The 20,607-nt window shown below is 63.3% G+C and carries 16 protein-coding genes; 1 reads left to right on the top strand and 15 read right to left on the bottom strand.

The genetic code is table 11. From position 1 onward, the window contains the following. Window positions 1-118: 118 nt before the first annotated feature. The 10 genes from Q9R39_RS13295 to Q9R39_RS13250 all read right to left on the bottom strand — a co-directional run bounded on the left by Q9R39_RS13295 (window position 119) and on the right by Q9R39_RS13250 (window position 13,148). Window positions 119-1,924 carry a hypothetical protein gene (locus tag Q9R39_RS13295; protein ID WP_137810158.1) on the bottom strand — a complete coding sequence of 602 codons (1,806 nt, stop codon included), beginning with the start codon at window positions 1,922-1,924 and terminating at the stop codon, window positions 119-121. Beyond that, entirely contained in the window at window positions 1,917-3,629 is a 1,713-nt protein-coding gene (locus Q9R39_RS13290; protein WP_137810159.1) for a 2OG-Fe(II) oxygenase, read from the bottom strand. The genes Q9R39_RS13295 and Q9R39_RS13290 overlap by 8 nt, the downstream gene beginning before the upstream one ends. Next, window positions 3,619-4,935, bottom strand: a complete 1,317-nt coding sequence (locus tag Q9R39_RS13285) for a hypothetical protein (protein ID WP_078112523.1) — start codon at window positions 4,933-4,935, stop codon at window positions 3,619-3,621. Before Q9R39_RS13285 ends, Q9R39_RS13290 begins: the two co-directional genes overlap by 11 nt. A 59-nt stretch (window positions 4,936-4,994) precedes the next feature. After that, window positions 4,995-6,209, bottom strand: coding sequence for an FxsB family cyclophane-forming radical SAM/SPASM peptide maturase (locus Q9R39_RS13280; RefSeq protein WP_078112522.1), 1,215 nt, complete (start codon window positions 6,207-6,209; stop codon window positions 4,995-4,997). Window positions 6,210-6,215: 6 nt separating this feature from the next. Beyond that, window positions 6,216-6,371 (bottom strand): hypothetical protein, encoded by a 156-nt coding sequence (locus tag Q9R39_RS13275; RefSeq protein ID WP_171011647.1) that lies wholly within the window; start codon window positions 6,369-6,371, stop codon window positions 6,216-6,218. 224 nt (window positions 6,372-6,595) lie between these two features. Then, on the bottom strand, window positions 6,596-8,104 hold the full coding sequence (locus tag Q9R39_RS13270) for a tetratricopeptide repeat protein (RefSeq protein WP_311277615.1): 1,509 nt from the start codon (window positions 8,102-8,104) through the stop codon (window positions 6,596-6,598). Continuing rightward, the gene (locus tag Q9R39_RS13265) at window positions 8,101-9,474 is read right to left on the bottom strand and encodes a CHAT domain-containing protein (protein ID WP_078112520.1); all 1,374 of its coding nucleotides are present in this window, start codon (window positions 9,472-9,474) and stop codon (window positions 8,101-8,103) included. Before Q9R39_RS13265 ends, Q9R39_RS13270 begins: the two co-directional genes overlap by 4 nt. After that, entirely contained in the window at window positions 9,471-10,715 is a 1,245-nt protein-coding gene (locus Q9R39_RS13260; RefSeq protein WP_137810161.1) for a hypothetical protein, read from the bottom strand. Before Q9R39_RS13260 ends, Q9R39_RS13265 begins: the two co-directional genes overlap by 4 nt. Window positions 10,716-10,807: 92 nt before the next feature. Next, the gene (locus Q9R39_RS13255; protein WP_137810162.1) at window positions 10,808-11,995 is read right to left on the bottom strand and encodes a hypothetical protein; all 1,188 of its coding nucleotides are present in this window, start codon (window positions 11,993-11,995) and stop codon (window positions 10,808-10,810) included. 538 nt (window positions 11,996-12,533) lie between these two features. Further along, complete coding sequence (locus Q9R39_RS13250; RefSeq protein ID WP_078112622.1) at window positions 12,534-13,148, bottom strand: LuxR C-terminal-related transcriptional regulator; 615 nt, start codon at window positions 13,146-13,148, stop codon at window positions 12,534-12,536. A gap of 192 nt (window positions 13,149-13,340) precedes the next feature. On the opposite strand from Q9R39_RS13250, the gene Q9R39_RS13245 reads away from it, so the two are divergent. Beyond that, on the top strand, window positions 13,341-14,072 hold the full coding sequence (locus tag Q9R39_RS13245; RefSeq protein WP_249356286.1) for a response regulator: 732 nt from the start codon (window positions 13,341-13,343) through the stop codon (window positions 14,070-14,072). 18 nt (window positions 14,073-14,090) lie between these two features. Here Q9R39_RS13245 and Q9R39_RS13240 read toward each other — a convergent pair whose 3' ends face one another. The 5 genes from Q9R39_RS13240 to Q9R39_RS13220 all read right to left on the bottom strand — a co-directional run bounded on the left by Q9R39_RS13240 (window position 14,091) and on the right by Q9R39_RS13220 (window position 20,110). Then, window positions 14,091-15,110: a ThiF family adenylyltransferase gene (locus tag Q9R39_RS13240; protein ID WP_078112516.1), complete on the bottom strand. Its 1,020-nt coding sequence runs from the start codon at window positions 15,108-15,110 to the stop codon at window positions 14,091-14,093. Continuing rightward, window positions 15,107-16,417 carry a hypothetical protein gene (locus Q9R39_RS13235; protein ID WP_240199001.1) on the bottom strand — a complete coding sequence of 437 codons (1,311 nt, stop codon included), beginning with the start codon at window positions 16,415-16,417 and terminating at the stop codon, window positions 15,107-15,109. The genes Q9R39_RS13240 and Q9R39_RS13235 overlap by 4 nt, the downstream gene beginning before the upstream one ends. Before the next feature lie 344 nt (window positions 16,418-16,761). Beyond that, the gene (gene grpE / locus Q9R39_RS13230) at window positions 16,762-17,472 is read right to left on the bottom strand and encodes a nucleotide exchange factor GrpE (RefSeq protein ID WP_254859618.1); all 711 of its coding nucleotides are present in this window, start codon (window positions 17,470-17,472) and stop codon (window positions 16,762-16,764) included. Further along, the gene (locus tag Q9R39_RS13225; RefSeq protein WP_137810164.1) at window positions 17,469-18,977 is read right to left on the bottom strand and encodes an Hsp70 family protein; all 1,509 of its coding nucleotides are present in this window, start codon (window positions 18,975-18,977) and stop codon (window positions 17,469-17,471) included. The genes grpE and Q9R39_RS13225 overlap by 4 nt, the downstream gene beginning before the upstream one ends. Next, complete coding sequence (locus tag Q9R39_RS13220; RefSeq protein ID WP_137810165.1) at window positions 18,974-20,110, bottom strand: tetratricopeptide repeat protein; 1,137 nt, start codon at window positions 20,108-20,110, stop codon at window positions 18,974-18,976. The genes Q9R39_RS13225 and Q9R39_RS13220 overlap by 4 nt, the downstream gene beginning before the upstream one ends. Window positions 20,111-20,607 lie beyond the last annotated feature (497 nt).

The following is a 20,607-nucleotide window of genomic DNA, read 5'->3' as shown; positions in this document are numbered from 1 at the left end:
CTCCATGCGTCCCTGAATGATCCGTCGATCGACACGTTCGGCGGCATCACGTGCTGATCGATCCAATCACCGTTCACATGACAGTAGAAGTCATCTCGCGGACCCACGCCCACGACCTTCACAACGCGGTCTCCGCTGCCTCCAGAAGCGATCGGTACGCTCGGGCCCTCGCTTCCCCATGCAACTCTGAAAGCTCGATTGCCATCCGCGCATACACATCACGGCGATAGTGGAAGCCGGTCGGATCATCGGGCGAGGCGAGTTGACCGACGCCGTCCACCATCGCACTCATATCGACAAAAACCAGGTTCGAATGCTTACGCACCTCAGCCGCCACGGCTTCGTTCAGTGTCTTATTGCGACGGTACTGGTCATCACCCGATGGATAGCTGACATCCCGGCACAGCTCAGGACCACCGATCAGAGCGACAGTGGTGTCGGAGCAGAGCTCTGCCAACTTCGCGACGTATCCCGTCAGTTCACTGGCAGTCAGCGCTGGCCCATGCATAAACTCGCCGAGATATGTTGTCCTACACATTGACTGGCCCAACCAGTGGCCCCATTCGGCGTCGTCGCTGTACGCAGTCAACCGGATGTACTCCGGCGCGCACACTTCGTCGGGATCCTCCGGATGCCGAATGGTGCTACAGCTGTAGTCGACCCACAAACTGATCACGACGAGATCTGCCTCGGCCCAGTCGCCGACCGAGGGGATCGCTCCGATCCAGGGTATCTGCTTGACTCTCAACGACTCTTCACCGTACGCGGCTGCACCCACGAGTAGCGGCAGGCTGCTCTGACCGTATTGCTGCACACCGTCGGCACTGGTCAGCCCACTGACGAGAACGTCCAGATGCTCGCTGGGTGGCCACATCGCGGCCACAAGATCCATGTCGCAACCACCGACGAGACAGACCTGACTCAGGACCGGTGGCGGATGGTCGGCCTCCGCAGGCTCCACGATGGACGAACAAGGCCCGAAGAACTCGTCGACACCCGAGATCCAGTCGACCTCTCGGCCGAACTCAATCAGGGCCGGGTGATCGACTGTCACCCCGAACTCGGTGCGAATCCTGTCGGCGACAGCCTCGACAACTCCTTGGTTGACCACCCGGCATGACCAGAGCAGGTGCTTCACCGACACACTCGGTTCCACCACCAGGTATCCACACAGTCCGTAGTCGCCGAACCTGTCGGCCACGCGGAAGGCCCGGGACACGAGTCCCCCATCGCGACTTAGCTCTTCGACGGCCTCCGGGTCGATCCGACTCGATGTGAGGTTGAGCCGGTTGCTGCGTTGCGAGAGTTCAGCGATTCGTCCGCTGTTGGCCACTACGTCAACCGGAGTGACGGTGATTCGACTGTCCCGCAGGAACGGGACGAGGTCGTTCCCAGGTGAGTTGGCCCGGTGGGATTCGAGTGTCTTCCATCTGCGCTCCAGCACACGGTAGTGTCCGAGTCGTTCGGTACCGCTCGATTCGTCTCCCCATGAATCGAGATCAGCCGTCTCAATGTCGTTGGGAGCCAGCGTCGTCACGCCCAGATCGGCCGCAAGACGTTCGCGCACCCGCAGATCATCGTCGACCACGACCACCGACTCGGCTGCGACATTGAAGAATGCGAGCATTCGGCGGATCGCCGATGCTTTGTCCTCCCACGATATCTGTTCGAACACGATGTAGTCGGCAAGCCCGTGCTGTTCAAGCCACCGGCGGGCCTTCGCGGTCTCGTTGTACGAGCAGATCGAGTTGACCAGCCCTCGCTCGGTCAAAGCCGGCACCAGCTGAGCTCCCTGACGAAGTTCCCCCGCAACGCTGTCGTCGATCACGCCGTCCCAAAGGGTGCCGTCGATATCCCAGATGATCACCTTGGGCCGGAGGTCGGCAACGACGAGCTTCGCCCTCCGATCGCGGGGATCAGGCATCTCCATCCCGCCGGTAGGTGGCGATGATGGTGTAACGGAACGTGTTCGAGCTTACTTTCGTCACTTCGTGGCCTCCGGGCACATCTATGTTCATGATCAGCGCATCACCGAACCGCAGCGGAAGTCCCACGAAGGCCTCCCGATCACCGTCGGTGAACCGTAGTTCGCCGCCGGCCGTCGGCGCCACGGTGCAGCCGAGCACCGCACGGTAGGACCCGGTCGACGACGAACCTGCTCGATCGTCATGGTCGGAGTGATTGCGAATCGAATCGCCCTCCCGCAGCCGGTGGGCTTTGACGGCCTCCAGGACGACGTTGGTGCCGAATCGACTCTGTATGAGCTCGGGAATCTCCTGCGTGAGAACAGTGTCGAGCCGGGACTTGACAACAACCTCCAGATCCCGCCGATCTTGATCGCCGAATGCACCCGATCCGCGAAGCCATTCGCCCTGACTCAGCTCCGGATACTGTTCCGCCGCTGCGTTCCTGGTACCCGTCGATCGATAGAGCACCCACGGACATGCGTCGGTCGAGTCACCTGCCACCGCCACCACATCTCGGCCGTCGCGGGCTTCCGGTGGTGCGGGCTCAAGTCTTTCTACATTCTGTCCGAGCCACGATCGGAGTTCGTCGGACAGCGGACCCAGCACACCGTTCTCCAGGCCGGCTGTGACCTCACGCACCCATCGGGATTCCCGTTCGCGTGCTTCCTCGTTCTGCTCATCGGACACGCCGAGCGAAAGGGCCCGCCCACGGACCTGGGCGGCTCGCCCGAACGAGATGAGCCCGTGGATGACATCGGACAGGGTGCGGGTCACACCCGGTTTCCACGGGACAGGCATCGTCAGCTCGGACTCCGGAAGCACTCCGCCGAGGATCTTCTCGGCCGCATTCATCAGTGCATGCGCTTCCTCGTGCGCGAGGCAGGCCACCAAGTCCACCGGAGTCCGTCGAAAGGACGAGTACAGCACGAAGGGCGCGGCTTCATCCGTACCCGCGTTCGAGGTGTGCTCCCCACGCTTCAGCGGAACGACATCAGCCTGATAGCGATCCATAAGCGTCGGAACAAGTTGGTGCGCCATGTCGGCTGCCGCAATGATCTCCTCGTGCGCAGTCTCCCAACAACCCTCGGGTGCGAGATCGAACAGCGACTTCGAACGGGGAAGCCGGTACGCACTCTCGAAGGCGTCGACTCGCAGGCCGCCGGTTCTCGGTCCGGACCGATACTCCCCGTGCACAATGCCGGACTCTATACGGAGCCCCGAATCGGAGTTCAGTTCGAAGGCGCCGATAGACGGTAGGGAAACCACCGGCCCGCCCTCGGCACCGCGTGAGAGCAGGTCGGTGCGGAAGCCATCGGCAACATACGAGCTACCCGAGAGCACAGCGGCTGCCGCCCGGAATCGCTCAAAATCGGCTGCGAGCTCCTCGAACCGGTTTGTGTCGTCTACTCGTATCGCACTGTGAACCGATGTCATCCAGATGTACCCCGCGCCGTAGCCGACCACGTGCGGCGCCATCTCGAGTACCTCGAAGATCGTTCTCGACAGCTCCGGGAACGGAACCTCGAGACTCTGGGCGAGAGTGCGGAATGACCCGCGAATCCGTCCGCTCAGGAGGTCGAGCACACCCAAAGCCCGCTCTGGACGGACGTCGAGGTCAGCGAGTTCGGTCCAGATGTCGTCACTCGCTCGGTCAGTTCTCAAGTCGCATCCTTCTCAGACGCTGAACAATGCTGTGTACAAGTCGATCTCGCTCCACCTGATAGTTCGCCCACGTGACATGCGGCCCGCGCCGGTTGATCAGTAGATCCACGGCCGGATGCTTGCTACGCGGGCCGAGTAGTGGACGCTGTCGAACTCTGGGGTGCGCGGTATCGGTCGCCAACTCGGCACATACGGTCTCAAAGAGCTTGACCAACGCCTGCTCGTGAACGTCGCTGAAGCTGACCACACCTACGTAGCATTCTGTGTAGTCCTCGCACGGCTCACGCGAGACTCGATGGCCGTCGCAACTGGAGTACGTGACCAGATTCCACTCGGTGACCAGTTCGACAACAAGGCTAGTGACCGCAGGCTCCAAGCACTCTAGAAACTCCGGATGGTTCCGGGAGACCGAGGCTCCTTGGCCCCATGCGAACGTCCCTTCGGGACGCACACGCCCGTCGGCGTCGGCCACGAGCGAACGCGACAATCTGTTTCGCTCGTGATCTCCCTCCAACCACGATTCCAGGAAGGAATCGATGTCACTGAGGTAGTTGAATCCTTTCTGCGCGCGCAGGACCCATAACTCCGACTTCTCACCGGAAGACGTCACATCGGAGCGACGTGCACTCACCAGGAAGCCGGCGTCCCGTGCGATCTCCTCGAACTCGTCGTCCGTCAGAAGCAGCGATTTCATCTGTTCCTCGAATATCGCTGTGCCGTCCCGTCGTACCACGAACCGGTGGACCAAAGATTCATCAGCGAGGTGGCATTGTTCGGTGATCGATGTCCCTTCGACCGCTGCCCAGACCCTCTCCCCAGCGGTGATCGAGAACTGCTCCACCACAATGACACCGAAGTCCGGCATCGCACTCCGGATGTTCCGGAGATCAGACCGCAACCCGTCATGCGACTCGTTGATGAACAGGATGTGCGACAACGCGACAACCACGTCGAATGCGCCTCTCACCCCGATGTCGCTGAGCGAGTCGCCTACGACACGTACCGCCGGATGCAATGCTCTCGAGATCCGCCTGAGCGTGCCGGATGTCTCGAATCCGACCACTTCGCTCGCACCGCGCCGGTGGATCTCGGCCGCGTACCTCCCGCAGCCACTCCCCAGGTCCGCGACGCGTTTGCCGTCGACACCCCCGCAGGAGTCGATGAGATCGCGGATCAACGCCGCGTCGTTGTCGGGTCGCATCTGCGATGTGCCGACCACCGTCATCACAGCCCAGAAGTCATGCGCCGCGATTCCCTCGTCGAGGGCCGACTTCACCAGAGCGCTGGGGATGCCAAGCGCGTCCACGACTCGATCATCGGGACCGAATTCGTCGACCTCATCCGTTGCTTGCGGACTCGATGAGTTCACCCCGCGGCTCCGACGCCGGCGGTGTCCGCCCGCTCCACTCGCCCACGTACATCAGTGTCGATGTGGTCGATGATCTTCTTCATGTCCGAGCAATAGACAGTCTGGTTCTTGAAGCCGTTCAACAAGTCCCATCGATGGGAGATGAGACCTCCACCGCACACCTCGAGAACGGGGCAGCTTCGGCACACCTCCGGCAGGGCTCGCGCCCCGATCTGTCGGCAGACTACGCCGGGATGGGTCAGGACCTCGTCGAGTTCATGGGTCATGACATTCGCACCGGTGGCGGCCGCGCCGTCGTAGGTGAAGCCGATGCTGTCGACCAGTTCGATGTCGCCGTTGGATTCGATCGTCACGAGTTGGGCCGGTGCCAGGCCCAGGGATTCGAACGAGTACTCCCCGCCGAGTAGGAGGTGAATGATGTCATCGAACAGACGCAACCGTATCCGTGACTCATCGGTGGACCACACACGGTACAACTCGATCAGCCAGTCCCCGTACGGCGCGTATGCGTCGAGTCGACGGTCCGGGTTCTTTCGTACCGGTAGCGCTTCCCATGTCCCATGTGGAAGCAGCACGTCAAGGCTGGTGAATCCGAGATCCTTGATCGTGCCGTACACGTCGGCGGGGTCGTTCTCGAGATCGATCACCGCGAGAGCCCCCTGAACGAGGCCCGGGAACCGCGAAAGATTCGAGATCCCGCGTACAACACGCGCGAAGGACGACTTCCCCCCGAGGTCCAACCTGTGGGAGTTCGACTTCTCTCCACCATCGAGGCTAACCCCGACGTGGATATCGAGTTCAGCCAATCGAGCAGCGACCTGCTCGGTCACCAGGGTGGCGTTGGTCTGCATCGAGATCTCCACGTGGACCGGCGCGAGACCGGACTTCATGCGCCCGACAAAGTTCTCTATTCTGCTGATCCCGCGTAGTAACGGTTCACCACCGTGTATGGACACTGCCACGGACGGCAGGCCGTGTCGCATTGCGTGCGAACGAATCCGAGCCGCCGCCGCATCCACCAGTTCGTCACTGAGTTCCGCGGGTGCTTGTTTCCACGAATCATCACCGAGGTTGTACACGTAGCAGTAGTCGCAGTTGAGATTGCAGCGCGTTTGGATTTTGAAGATGAACTCGTTGATCGGATGGGGACGCCACCCCTCCGCTATCGAAGTGGTGGCATCGCACGATCCGTCGTATGGCCAGAGTTTCACGAGTCGCTACGCGTTGTGCGAACCGAACTGTCCGTGACGAAAGAACTCGACGCTGTCGGTCTCCTTCTCTCTCTTGAGCCGCTCAACTGCCTCGGCCAGGAGGGAATCGCTGTCGACCGCGCTTCCGACGAGCTCGGAGAGCTTCTTCTTGCCAGTGGTCATGTGTTGTGTCCGTTCTTCTTTGGCGGATAGCTTGGACCAGCACTGCAATGCTAAGCGGGCGATTTGGGGGCGGCAACGTAAGTGCCGAAATTCGTATGAATGGAGTAGCGAGGCTCTGACACCGACCGATGGTGTGCAGGTCACGTCGGACAAGATCGAGTTGCTCCCACGCCATCATCGACCTCGACCCTGTGATCGAAGGTAGCGGCGATGGTCCGAGTTTTCTACCAAATCTGCACTCGCGGTGCTGTTTCCAGCACTGCAGCGAGGTCAGGATCCAGTGCGGCAGCCATTGCGCGCTGACGTTCCAGGAGCAAACGCCCGTTCCCGTCAACCAACGCGGGTGGCGGCGCCATCGGCAACTCGGCAGTCCGCAGGAACGTGGCGGCGAGCCCGAGCACGAGCGACGTCGGTGGTTCGTCCTGCATGGCTGCGCCTGCTCGCGGTCCGGTCGACACGTCCAGTGCCACCGGTTCATCCGGCATCAGCGTCCCCGAGAAGCCATACACCCCGGCGTTGATCATCGTGTCGATGAGATCCGCAGTGACAGTGGTCGCACCCAATTTGTAGGCCAGTAGGAACGTCCACGTCATCCGGTGTTCGAGCGTGTCGCGCCACCTGGCACGCCGCCACGAGTCCGTGAACTGGAAGCGCTCATAGTCGGACGCGATGAGGGACGCAACTGCGGTGTCGACCGCTTCGGCGCCGAGTATGGCCTGCCGCTGCGGGTCGAGGGCGGCCTCGGTCGTGAGGCGTTTGACGCGATTCCACTGCAGCTTGGCGAGCTGGTGGTGCATTCCCGCTGCCGCGAGCCCGTTGCTCGCAGCGTCGAACGCGGCATCGGCGACAGCGAAGTCATGGCGGGCAGTCGCAGCATTCGCGCGGTTGTACTCGCAGATCGCAACCCGATCGGGCTTCCCGATGCTCTCGTAGTAATCGATGACCTCTGCGAGTAGTGTCTCGCCGCGGTCGACTTCCCCCGACCCGAGTAGAACCAGCGCCAAACCCATCCGGCTCTCGGCAGCGTGCTCTGCGTCGCCGGCCGATTCGAAGATCTTGATCGCGCGTTCGAAAGCCGGTCGTGCGAGATGAGCCCGACCAGATTCCACGTGGACCGCCGCCAGAGACGTCAGGCACATCGCTTGGCGCACCGAGTCGTGTCCGAAGAAGTCGACGAGTTCGGAGAGGAGCCGCTCCGCATCCGCGCCCCGGCCCGACTGGTAGAGGTTGTTCGCGAGGTTCAGCCGTACTTCGGCAGCGTCATGGAGAAGACGGCGATCCAGATATATCGATTCGGCCATCCGGAGCACCTCCTCTCCTTCGTCGAACTCGCCCACCTGTGTGCACATGGCGCCGAAGTCGTTCAGCGAGCTCGCGAAGTGCTCCGGGTCAGCGACGCTTGAGAGCTCCTCACACGCGATTCCGAACGCGTCGTAGGCGGATCCGAAGTCACCGGCGGTGTGTGCGAGCAGACCGACGGTTTGCAGAAGCTCGGTGGCCCGCGCCGGATCGACTTCGAGACAGGCCTCGCGTGCAACGAGAAGCAACTCGATCACGACATCGTGATCGGCAACGCCTGCAAGGTGTTCGGCGAGGTCCACGTAGGCCTCGACAACCTCACGCGGATTGCCGCCGTCGTCGGCCCGTTGCGCCCGCTCATCTAGTTCGTCGAGGCGTCTCGACCATTCCTCATCCGATTCCTCTGTGTGCTGCCCGTCCTCCGGCACGGTCACGATGATGGCCTTCCTCGGGATGCACTTGCCGCTCCCGCAGTGACGGGCCGATACCCGCAGACATGGGTGCCAACCGCAGCCCAGGTGAGTGGTGAGGTAGCTGGTCCCGGCGTGTCACGCCACTGCTGCAGTTTGGTCCGTTGCCATTCCGCCAGAGCGGCAGAAGGATCAGACGTCGTGTGCGTGTCGTCCACAGCCAGGGCCAGTTCGGTCGTCGGACCGGGAACCGCGGTCACACCGGCGAACCTGTCGAAAGCCGCGTCTGAGGGCAACGTCCAGCGTGTTGTGGTGACGATCTGGGCGCCCCCGCCGAACATGGCGACGAGCAGTCCGAAGGTCTCCGAGCTCCGATAGTCGACCCCACCCTCACATGCGATCACCGCCACTCGCGGAGGCATTGGCCACCATTGATGCCCGGATCTCCTGTCCCGCACAGGATCAGCGTCCTCGGGACCGACTTCGGGGTTGGCGGTACCGAGCAGCAGATCCAGTGCGGTGAGCGGTCGATGAGCTCGATTCACCGACGCGGCCAGTCCCCACACCTGCTCGTCGTCGTACATGTGGATGGCCGCAGACCCGGGCTGGTCAACCGTAGAACTCACATGTCCGAAATAGAACAGCCGACTCGGTCGCGATTCGTTGAGTTCTTCACTCAGATCCCATCTGCTCACGGCCCGCCCGATGCCCGACAGATCGGTCGTCGGATGCCGAACGATTCGGTCTCGAAAGAGGCCCTCGTTGGTTGAGCCTCCTGTTGTCGCGAGGCCGCGCGACGATGAGGTGGCGAGCACCTGCCTCAGTCCAGATCCGGCCGGCAACCTCGGATCCACCAAATACAGAACCGGGCGTTGCGGAACCGCTCCTGTCCAGGGCTCCGGGGTCCGGGCCCGCCCCAGATGGAGTGCCGCGGGCGGTTCGTACACGACGTCGGCGAGCTCGATCAGCCGCTGGTCATCATCGATGACGAGCAGCTCCAGCGGCACCCTCGCCAGAGACCTGCTCGGCGTGACGCGGATCGAGATCCGACCGTGCCTAGCCCGATCGCCTATCTCGGTCATTATCTGTGCAGGCACGATGGCCCGCGCGAACGCTTCACTCAGTGTGTACTCGCTCCAGTACCGAGTGAATTGACCGGACAACGCCTTTCGGACCGCATCGCCCTCGGCATCTCCAGTGGGATGGTCGATCTCGGTGTCGGCGTCAGTGGTGATGAGTGCGGAGTCGAGCCGGGCCAGCAAGCGACGCATGGTGGATGCGGGTATCGCATGCACGATCGGATGGTCCGGGTTGTCCAACCAGCGGAACGACACGTACGTGCTGTCCGCGTCGACAGCTCGGATCAGCAACTCCGACGCGGGTGCCGGGTTCACCTCCGCCCGATCATGTGCAGTTCGGCGAGCGTCGGGCCTGCCGCGCCATCGCTGGGCGGTGGTTCGGAGAATCTGGCTGCGAGAGAGACCAGGATGTCGCGATAGGACGCCACGAGCGCGGACCGATCAGTGTCACCCCACCGTCGCGTCATCTGTCGCAAGAGCATTCGGGCCTGATCGATCGCCTCGGCGGCACCAACTTGTTCTGCATCCGCCATCTGCGCCGCGGCCGCTATCCGGCTCTCGTCGTCCACCACCCCCAGGCCGGCGCGGATGGCGCCAGCCGCCCGATACCGAGTCCAGGCGTAGCGGCAGTGACGGTCGACCCGGGCGACGGACATGCCGAATGGATCGAGTCGCAGTGCCGAAAGGTCGGCATCGGCCCCCAAAAACGCACATCGTGCGCCCTCGACAAAACCATCCGGATCGTCAATGCGTGCGACGACCCGGCCGTCCACCGCGACAGCCTGTGCGAACGCCAGTATCTCTCCGGAGGAACGGTCGGCTGCGACGGCGAATATCCCCTCGGCGGTGACTGATTCCGCGTCGACGCTCGACCGAATCGCGGCCGAGATCTCGATCGACCCGTCCGCGTTCTCGTGCACCTCGATCTCCGGCTCCTCCGGGCCGTCGAAACGCAGCAGGCGGGCAGGCAACGATGCGAGGTCGGCGACCTCCATCGTCACTGTGGAGATGGAACCGAGTTCGGATGCCAGGGCGAGTTCGGCGCCGGCGCTCGTCACCTGAAACACGTCCCATACGGCATCAGCTCGATCAATGCGCGCGCTGAGCAGCGACAGCGCCTCGCGGCGCTCATCTTCGGGCATGGAATCCGTCGGCGCCGCTGCGATCACCTCGGCCAACCTGTCGACCATCGGGCCGAGTTGATCCGTCGATTCGATCTCGTCGACGAGACGGCCCGGGACCGATGCCGCAAGAGCGTAGTACCAATCGGTCATCGGATCTCCGACGAGCGCCCGGGAATGGGCTGCGTCGAGCAGCAACACCCCATCGTCGAGCTCGCCGAGATGAACGACATCGACAGCTGCCACGGTCAGGAGCCGGACGAGTTCGTCGCCGAGGATCGGATCCGGCACGGCCTCGGAGTCGCTTGCACCGAGCAGCTCTTCGAAAGAAGACGGAAGGGCGAAGCCGTTCGTCAACCGGCGCAGGGATTCGCCGGATTCCGCCGTGAGCTCCACCGGCCTTTCGGGCAGCAAGGCGTCGACGGTGATGGCCACACCGCCGATGGTCACCGTGATCGGCAGGATGGCTTCGGGGTGCTCGGCTCGCCATTCCATGCTCCCGTCCGGCCTGTGTCTCACCGTCCCACTCACGATGCCTCCTCCGGGCGGAGGTGTGCGTCGAAGACGCGACGAGCTCGCGTGACAGCGGTCTGCATCATCAACAACACTGTCATTTCGGCGGCCGACGACGCTTGGCTGCGTGAGTCACCTGGCTGTTCTGCTTGCCAACGGCCCGAGATCGTCTCCCGAAGAACCTGCTGGGACCCATCCAGATCGAGGCCTGCGGTCAGCAGGGCCATCGCTGTTCGTGCCTCCCAACACAACTCACCGTCGACACGACTGGCGCGATCCTGGCCTATCAGCGTCGCAGCGACACGTAGAAGGTCGTCCGGACCTGAGTCTGACGGTGCGGTCGTGTCCTCCAGCCGATCGTCGGCGCGGGCGCTCCCCTGGTCGTCACCGGTCACCAGGTGTGTCTGGCGGCGGCGCCGAATCGTGCCGCGCCGCCATTCATCGATCCGGACCGCGTCGAGACGCACGAGTAGGTAGAACTCGGTGCCCTCCAATGCCTTTCCCGCATGCAGTCGATTCACGTAAGTCGTCACCACACGTTCGTACGCTTCGGCCAGGTGATCCGGGTCGAACGCCCTGTTCCCGAAGCGCTCCGCGATGACCCGGTTCAAGAACTCCACCGCGACCCCGCGCAGCTCGTCCCGGCGCCGGTCCGAGAGTGGTTCGTCAGGAACCGCGCCGAATTCGGTCATCACTCGATCGCCCAGATCGGCGAGGTCGGCACGATCGGCGTCGGTCAGTACATGGTCACCGGTGAATCCTCTGTGGACCAGTTTCGCGATCGCAGTGGCGAACGTGTCCAATGCGATGACCTCGTCGGCATCGGTTCGCTTGCCGGGTCCGAGCGCGAAGTCGCGCACCGTGGCGAAGGATTCGTGAACGGCCGGCGTCGCGGCCAGGCTCCGGCGCACACTGCGTGCCGCGGCGCGGCGCGCTTCACGAACCGCGACGCCGATGGGTTTACGCAACCCGACCGGGGTGACGTCAGCCAAGCTGGTGAACCATCCGGCGGTGTATCGACTCAGTGGCGCGACAGCGTCGTGGCACGCCTCCCCAAAGTTCGCGATCGTCTCGGCGTCGGCGATTCGCACTTGACGACTTCGCGCCATCAGTGCGCTGGTGGCGCAGTATCGCTCACCGAACCACGCCTTACGTCCGAGCGCGCCGCACCAGCCGTGCAATTCTCCTGTCAGGGTGTGCATGTCGGAAATCGGCGACCGTATCGCCCGCCGGTACTGCGACATGTATCCCACTCGGTCGATACCTTCCGGCGGAACCACAGGCAGGAAGTCGGCACCAGGCCCGGGGTCTCCGGAAATATCGGGTGGCGCAAGTCGGCTCACTCCGGCGCTCCTTCGTCGATGTCTGCGGTAAGTGTACGGATTACCCGCCACGCGTTCGCATTCCCGGCGAGGCACCCGCAACTTCATCGTTTTGGAGGAGACCACTTCGTCCATCCGCGGACTACCGTCGCAGGCATCGACATTACAGAGAGGGCCGAGGTGACTGCGTGCGAGCGATGCGCGCGACTGCTGGACGTTTGTCCTACATGCCGGGGGCAGGCGGGCGGTTACAGCATTGCCGGACGCCTCACCTGCGTTGCTTGCCTCAGCACCGGCCGACTATGCCCCGTCCACGGCTCGTGCTGGCGGGCGGCTCCTTGATGTCGCAGACGCGGCAGGCCCCGAACAACTCTGGGCAGCGCCACCTGCGCCACGCGGCGGATATCCCCGCCGGCACTCAGCGACGGAGCAGTTGGTTGCGATCAATCCAGCCATCGGCCATCAACTCGATGAGCAACTGCGACTTGTTCGACACCTGGTGTCCGGCCTCGACATAGCGTTCGGTGACGCGGCGCAGGTGTGTGCGGACGGTGCTCTCGGCGATGTAGTGCTGCGCCGCCGTCTGCCGAACCGTCGCACCGAGCACATAGGTCAACACGACTTCACACTCCCGGTCGCTGAGTCGAACTCGGCGACGCGTGCGGGACGGGGCGATCTTCTCGAGTACCTGCCGGAGGACACCGGCCGAGAACGCCGAATCGGGGAGCCCGACACCGGTAGACGGGTCCGGTCGAACCCCGATTCCGATGATTCTCGAGTCGCGGAACCAGCCCAACTCGCTCAGCCGCGCCAATCGTCGTTCACTGCGGACGATCACGGCGGCGACCGGGCAAGGTGGCAGCATGTCGGCCTCCGCATCGACATCGATGATGCTCACCCGATGACCGAAGTCCTCGAGGAGTGCCATCAGTGCGACATCACCCAGGTCGTGCTCGGCGATCACCGCCATCGGCTGCCGCACAGTGAGTTCGCGCATGGGGACGTCGAGATCGTGGCTGATGTCGGTGGTCATGAACACTCCTCGGGAAGGGGTACGGCGGGCGTCGGCGGGATATCGGGTACCCGTCAAGAGTGAGGTGATCCCGCCGAGCGATCAGCCACAGTGACGACATTTTCGTGCTGGGTTCGGACGGATTCCGCCCCCGAAGAGCGACGCGGAGGTGGAATCGCGCATGAATCGGACCAGTACGGCAAGATGACGCGGGTGACGACCGGACTCCGCATCCTCATCGCCTCGCCACTCGGGCACGTGGTGGCAGACCCGCTCAAGGCAACGTTCGAGGGCTCCTTGGTGACAGTCGCCCGGGATCGCGATGAGTTTCGCAACGCGATCGCGGCACGCGTGCGTTTCGATGTCGTCAGCGCAGACCTCATCTTCAACCACGCCGAACTCGAGTGGACTTTCGACGGCCTCGACGTCATCGAGGGGCTGCGCACGTCGGATCGTCTCGCGCCCGTCCTGCTGGCCACGCAAGGCCACTCGATGGAGGAGGACCATCTCGCCGAGGCACGACGACGTGCCGATGTCTCCGGTGTGGTGGCCAAGTCCGCAGGTCTGCACACCTTCGTGGAGTCCTTACGGACTGTCGCCTACGGCCAGCGGATCACCAGTCGGCCTGAGTCGGGCTCGCGCCCATCCCTGTTCGAGATGTTCAACGGACGCCGCGGAACCACTGCGGCGCGCATGGCCGGGGCGATCGCCGCCGGCAACGCGGCCGACGTCGCGACCCTGGCGGAGGTGGCGCGCGTGTCCGCCAACACCGCGAGCAAGGTCGCGTCCAACTACGTAGGTCCCATGATGCGTGCCCGCAACGAACACGACGAACGCCTGCCGCTAACACAGGCGTCTGTCTTCCGGTGGTGCGGTCTGCACGCGCGCTACATCGTGAGCTGGTGTCGGCGCCATGGCCACGCTGATGTCCTCGCGCCACGGTAGGTGGCGGGAGTAGGAATCTCATAAACACACCAGATCACCCGCGCGGACGTGTCTCCGTCCCGAAGGCACCCGGCCCCCACAGACGATCCGTCGAGCAACGGTGGCACCGACCGCGCCGGCAAGAGTCGCTGCGCTGCCCAACTGCGGCCATGACGGGATCGAGCGGCCGACCTCGCCGAGAGCATCGTGCACCCGAGGTGACACGTCGGGTCCGACGATCGCGCCGGCAAGGCGAATCTTGTTGGCGGGGTCGGAGAGTTCGTCGGCGCTCAACGACCCCAGATCGCCCGCCATCCCGTGGAACTCGGGATAGTCGGGCTCCAGGTCGTAGCGTTCCACGTCGACGATGACGTCGTCACCATCGTCGGTGACCATGATCAGCGGAACCGCCGCCGCCCTCGCGGCGCGCCGAATCGCCACCTTCATCGCCAGATCGTCGACCTCCTCGAGGACAACGTCTGCACCTGGGCCACCGGGGGGCGTCAGAAAGCGCTGTAGGTCATCGGGGCCGACACCTCGGTCGAATGTCTCGACTGTCGTATATGGGTCCAGTTCGAGTAACCGCCTCTGCGCGAGAGTCGTTTTCGCCACGCCGAGATCGCACACCGACCCGTTCAACCGGTTGAGATTCGACGGTCCGAGCACATCTGGGTCGCCGATGCGAAAGCTGCGAGCCCCCGTCAGCGCGCATGTGTGTAGCAGGGACGCACCCACACTCAACCCGGCGACTGCGATCGTCGCGCCAGACCACCTCGCCTGCTCCTCGTCGGTGATGAGGAACCGATTCCGGGACGTGCGGATTCGGTGGAAGATCTCGTCGTCGGGCAGGCGGACCAGCACGTCCCGCCACGGATAGAAGACATAACGGCTCCGGCGTTCGAGTTCGCAGTGCGCCAGCGGCTCCAGCTCCGTATCGAGGCGCACCATTGCGCAGTACTCGTCGAAAGCGTGTGCCCAGGCATCGACGACACGAGTACCGGCGCGTCGGATCTCCTCCAGACGTCGGCAATCGAGCCGTGGGTCCAAGATCTCGATCATCGCCGACCCCGCAAGGTGTAGGTGTGCTTTGCACCGGGTCGGAAGGGCCCGGTTCCGTAGGGGTGCACGTTGACCACCGGAGTGGTCCGCTCCTCCCCGTGTGAACTGCGCAGCGTTCGGAACTCGTCGTTGTTGTCCAGTAGGGCTGCCAGACACAGACTTCGCAGTCTCTCGGCCAGACCTGGTTCCGGCGTGGTTGCTCCGGCCGAAAGCTCGACGTCGATGCGCAATACCGGGCAGTGATCGTCCCCCGGACTTCCGTCCGCGCAGAACCGCCCGGTGACCGACCGTGCGACCGACGCGGCGTCGAACGCCGAGGCCAGCTGCGCAGGGAAGATGGACGACGAATAGAAGGATGTGGCCACATCCGGCCGACCGGTCAGGACCACGAAGCACCCTTCGGGATCGACGATCGTGGACAGATCGTCGAATCCACTCATCTTCAGCACCTCTTGGAGTTCTAGGCCGGTGAGGACGCGACCCTGGTCATTGATCCGGTAACGCACCAGGGGCAGGGCACTGTCGATCGTGAACAAGAGGTACCCGTCCTCGTCTACCTCGGTGTAACGGCGCATCGGGTCGACCTCGACGAACGTGGTCAACGGTGTCGCGTTGCGACCGAACAGTTCCCGCCGCAATTTGTCAGAAGTGAATGCCGCCCGGCGGACGGTCACGGTCGTCGGTGTCTCGTGACCCATCACGCCTGCCTCAGCTGTCCCGTACATCAGGCATACCCGCTCCGGGCGGTGAAGCCGACCGAAGCGTTCCAGTACGTGGTCGCGCCATCGCTCGGTGATGCCTTCACCGGCCAGCAGGAGGTGCAGGTCCTGGGTGAGTGCGTCGGCGGGCAACATGTCGAGCACGTCTTTCACCAGGGGGGGGTAACCCGCGAGTATCACCTTCTCGTGGCGTGGACCCAGTTCGACCAGACTCGCAACCGCCGCCGCGACATCGATTCCCGGTGTCGCCACGGTGATTCGACGATCGTCTTCGTGTAGTCCGAGAGCGGCCTGATAGCTGTACGTGCCGCCGATCCAGGTCCCCATCGCGAAGCAGACCACAACCAGGGTCGTGTGCCCTCCGATATCGAAGCACTCCTCGAAGATCCGCCCGTAGTAGTCGGCAGCATCACGAGCGGCCCGGGAGTCGCGAGGGAAGTATGTCGGCGATCCGGTCGAACCAGATGTCGCCGACCATGTCTGTGCCCGTGAGATGTCACCGTCCCACATCAGTTCATCCAGCTCGTGGGGAGCCAGGTAGTCGATCTTGGTCGTGATCGGCAGCGCAGCGAAATCGTCTCTCGTCATGATCCGCTGCGGATCGCAACTGTGTGCCCGGAGATGGGCTCGGTATGCCGGAACCCGGCGGACGACGCGGTCTGCGACATCGATGGCGTGGTCGAGGCCTGCCGCCGCAGCAGTCCGTTGCGTGGATGTCGGTAGTTGATACATGGTTCCTCCTGGTCGTTGTGACCGAGGAGCCGTTTCCCCACCCTGCTGGATGCCGCTTCTTCTGTAGGTTGCTGTCTCTGACGAGTCGGCCGGATACAACAGAGCGCCCCGTCCGACTGGCTTGTCGGACGGGGCGCTCTGTCATGGTGCACCGGTCCCTCGGAGGCGCCAACATGCACGCAACCCGACGGGCGGCGTGGTCACCCAGGGTAGGTCGGGTCACCCCATTCCGGTGTCCATTCGGCCGCGACCTCCGCCGGCCTGATCACATACCCCGACAGTTCGTACCCGTGCCGTACCCGCTCGACGATCCGCAGTGTGTCGTCCGAGCTCCCGCGCGGGCTTCGACTCGTGACCACTCGGTGTCTGGCCTTGTCGACCTCTGATCCCGGTGGGCACTCGATCGTCTCGATGCCGAAGTCCTCGAGAATGTCGTGCAATTCGTCGACCACGCTGGCGCTCAGGGCCCATGGGTCGACCTGCCGACGTCCCTGCTCGAGTTCGACCCGATCGATCAAGGCCGCCAGCTGCCGCGCGATGGGACGGAGCAACGTCTGCGTCATCCCGACCTCGGCGGCCGCGGCACGATCTCGGAGGGCGATCAGCGACTGCTCATAGTTGCGCTCGACGACCCCGGAGGCAGTCGCCATGGCACTCTCCATCCGGTCGAACCGAAGGTGCAATTCGCTGAAATCCACTGTGCTCGAGACCGAGGACCATGCTGCCGCCGGCCGACCCGACACCTCTCCCGTCGGCGCACCCTCGCGCGAGGCGGCTCGATCGGTCCCATCCACATCCGGGTACACCGGATCGCACTCGGTGAACTCGCCGACGTCGGTGCGGGCGGGACCGGCAGGCGCCGGGTCACGTACCGGATCAGCGGCCCATCCGGTGCTGTCCGCGGAGCTCACTGCACCACGATCTCTCGACTTTGTTTACGGAGGGACTGGACTTCCATGGCATCGAGGTTGGCCGTTCGCTGTACGTTCATCTGGCCGATCAGCCGACCGCTCACCGCGTCATGGAGCTCCGCCTCGACAGTCTGGTTCTCTCCGATGACGAACACGACCCGAAGCGGCGCCTTGGCAGGCAAGTCATAGTCGAGAGCGAGTAGCGACTCTCCGATCACTTTCACGTACTGGAGTTCGGCTCCGTTCTCGTCACCCTCGGTGATCCGGAAGTTGATCTGGCGCGTCGCCCCCACCGTCGAGAAGGAGCTGGCTTCAACCCGATTGGGCACCCTCGTGTTCGGCACGACGACAAGGCTGTTCAGCATCTTCGATCCGTCGTCGGCCAGAACCGCGACGCCGAGTCCCTGCGCGACCACGTCGGACACGGACGCCTGCACCGCTGGTGGTTCACCTGTCTCTACCGCGTTGCGGAGCTCTGCAACGATGGCCGCTCCCAGCGCGACGGCCTCATCGGGATGAACGCTCTTGTCGGGCTCGAGTCCGGTCCACTCCTTGACCGACCGCTCCACGATCTTCATCCGAGTGGATCCGCCGACCAGCAACAGTTTGTCGACGTCGGAGTAGGACAGTCCGCATTGATCCATCACATCCTCGAGGATGTAGCGGGTCCGGGTCACCAGGTCGCCGACGACCCGATCGAATTCTTCACGCATGATCGTGATGGACTCGGTCCCGATCCGGATCTTCGCTTTGTCGCTGGTGGACAACCTGTGCTTTGCCGCCTCGGCTTGCTCGCGGATGAGCGCCTGTTGTTTGTCATCGTCGGGATCCAGCTCGCCTCCGAGATCCCGATACTTCGCTTCGGTCAACCTGATGAGCTCGTTGTCGAAGTCGAAGCCGCCCAGGTTGCGATCGCCTGCCGACGCCAGGACCGTGAAGTTGTTGTGCGAGATGTCCATCAGCGTCACATCGAAGGTGCCACCGCCGAGGTCATAGACGAGGACCCTTCCGTTGTAGCCGCCCTTGAGACCGAAACTCAGAGCTGCAGCGGTGGGTTCGTTGATCACCTGCAGAACGTTCAGTCCTGCGATCTCTCCGGCCTGGCGTGTTGCGGTTCGCTCGGCATCACCGAAATAGGCCGGCACGGTGATGACCACCTCGTCGACCTTCTCGCCGAGATAGGCCGATGCATCGTCGACCAAGAATCTGAGGATGAACGACGAGATCAACTCGGGTCCGTATTCGGTCGAGTCGCCGTCAGGGATGAACTTGTAGTCGGGGCTTCCCATGTGACGTTTGACGTAGCGGACGACGTTGCCGGGCATCGACGTCTCTGCGTTCTTGGCCTGCTTTCCGACGGTGACGTCACCGTCGTCGAACAAGACCGCGGACGGAGTCGTGTTGTCGCCTTCGCGGTTGTGGATGATCGTCGGGATGCCGTCGTCAGCCAGCACCGCAACCGCTGAATTCGTTGTACCCAGATCGATTCCGATGACCTTGCTCATTGCAGGTGCCCAATCATCAGCGCGAGAGAGTTCTTACGCTTGGACTTCTTCCAGCCCGGAACGTAGGACTGCCACACGATCAGTCCGACAGCCGCCAGTGACGCGAGAATGAGCAGTACCCCGATGCCGGAGGAGACGCCCATCAGCACCACCCCGAGCAGGAACGCTCCCACGACACCACCCAGCCACATGAACGGAGCGTCGGACACTGTTGTCGGTAGGCACCACGTCATCTCGTTCTGCTTGTGCAGGTATTCGAGAATCCGCGCCGCCTCCTGCTGAATTTCCGGGTCCCGAGAGAGCTGCTGCGCCTCGGACGCGAGTGCGACCATCGGAGCGATCTCCTCCTCCGCGGTCACCGCGTAACGGCCGTTTCCCTTCAGCTTCGGAACTGTCTCAGCTTTCTCCAGCAAGGCGATTCCGAGGTAGTAGCGCACCGGATCGACAGTCTGGTGCTGGGCGAAGACTCGGCGGTACATGTCGATGGCCTCGTCGAGGAGCCCGTTCTGCTGAAGCACCGAGCCTTGTGCGAGGGGATAGACGAAGTTCTGCGAATCGAGTTGAGTGGCCACTTGATACTCCTTCAGCGCTGCCACCCAATCCCGGAGCTGCTCATGGACGTTGCCGAGATTGAAGTGATACTCGGCGTTGTTCATCTCGATCTCAGTGGCGTGCCGCGCCTCGAATAGGGCGTCCTGCACTCTGCCCAGTCCGAGGTTCGCACGAGACCGAAGGCTCCAGGACTCGGCGTTTCCGGCTAGCACAGTGGTCGCCTCTTTCGCCGCGTAAGCAGCGGAATGATAGTCGTTGTTCGCCAGAGCCTCTCGGGCCGTTGCAACCCAGTCGACCTGGCCGCCCGCTCCTACAGGCTGGCGTGACGGTGCGGACGCCGGCGCCACACCCTGCGCCAGCGCGCGATCGTACGCCGCGCGCTTGTCCGCGCCGCCGAGAAGAACTTCGCGGGACTCACGTAGCCGCTTCATCTTCGTCTCGGCCTCGTGCCGCACGTCGATGTTCGGCGAGGATGCGCGTTTGGTCCACTGCCGGGTCGCCCGTTTCGAGGCCTGCTCGATCTCGGCCTCACTCGCAGTGCGGGTGACGCCGAGCAGTTCGTAGTAGTCGACTTCAACCATCAGCAGACACGCTCCTAGGAGATGTACTCGCCTGGTCATCACACATGACGCTTCCGCGTACTCATGGGTTAGAGACGAGTCCGAGAGATTCTCAGAACATCGAAGCTAACAGCCGGGGTCAGCGCGCTCTGTCATCATTTTGTACGAATTCCATTGCATCAGTGCGGCATCTGCGACGCAGACATCCGGCACGAGCGCGGTTGTCGGCCTGTCCGGACGCCGGATTCCCGAGGCCGACGTTGCCGGACATCCGTCTGGGACGTGTGTCCCACACAGGGGCTACTCTTGGCGGCGCACACGTTCACATGTTCATAGGACAGCCATCGACCCCGACCTGTGGCAAACTTCTCCGGTCTCACCTCTCTGGACTGAGCACGGAGGTCTTCGATCTTGACGTACGCGGATTCACCACTGCCCACTTGGCTTCGCGAGGTCGACGTCGCACTACCGGCCAATCCGCAAGTGGTGTTGACCGGCAACCTACGAGACCTCGTGCT

Origin of the sequence: Gordonia sp. AC31 (genome assembly GCF_031844505.1) — a bacterium.
In the GTDB taxonomy this organism is placed as follows: domain Bacteria; phylum Actinomycetota; class Actinomycetes; order Mycobacteriales; family Mycobacteriaceae; genus Gordonia; species Gordonia hongkongensis.
This window is presented reverse-complemented; position numbering and strand designations above follow the sequence as displayed.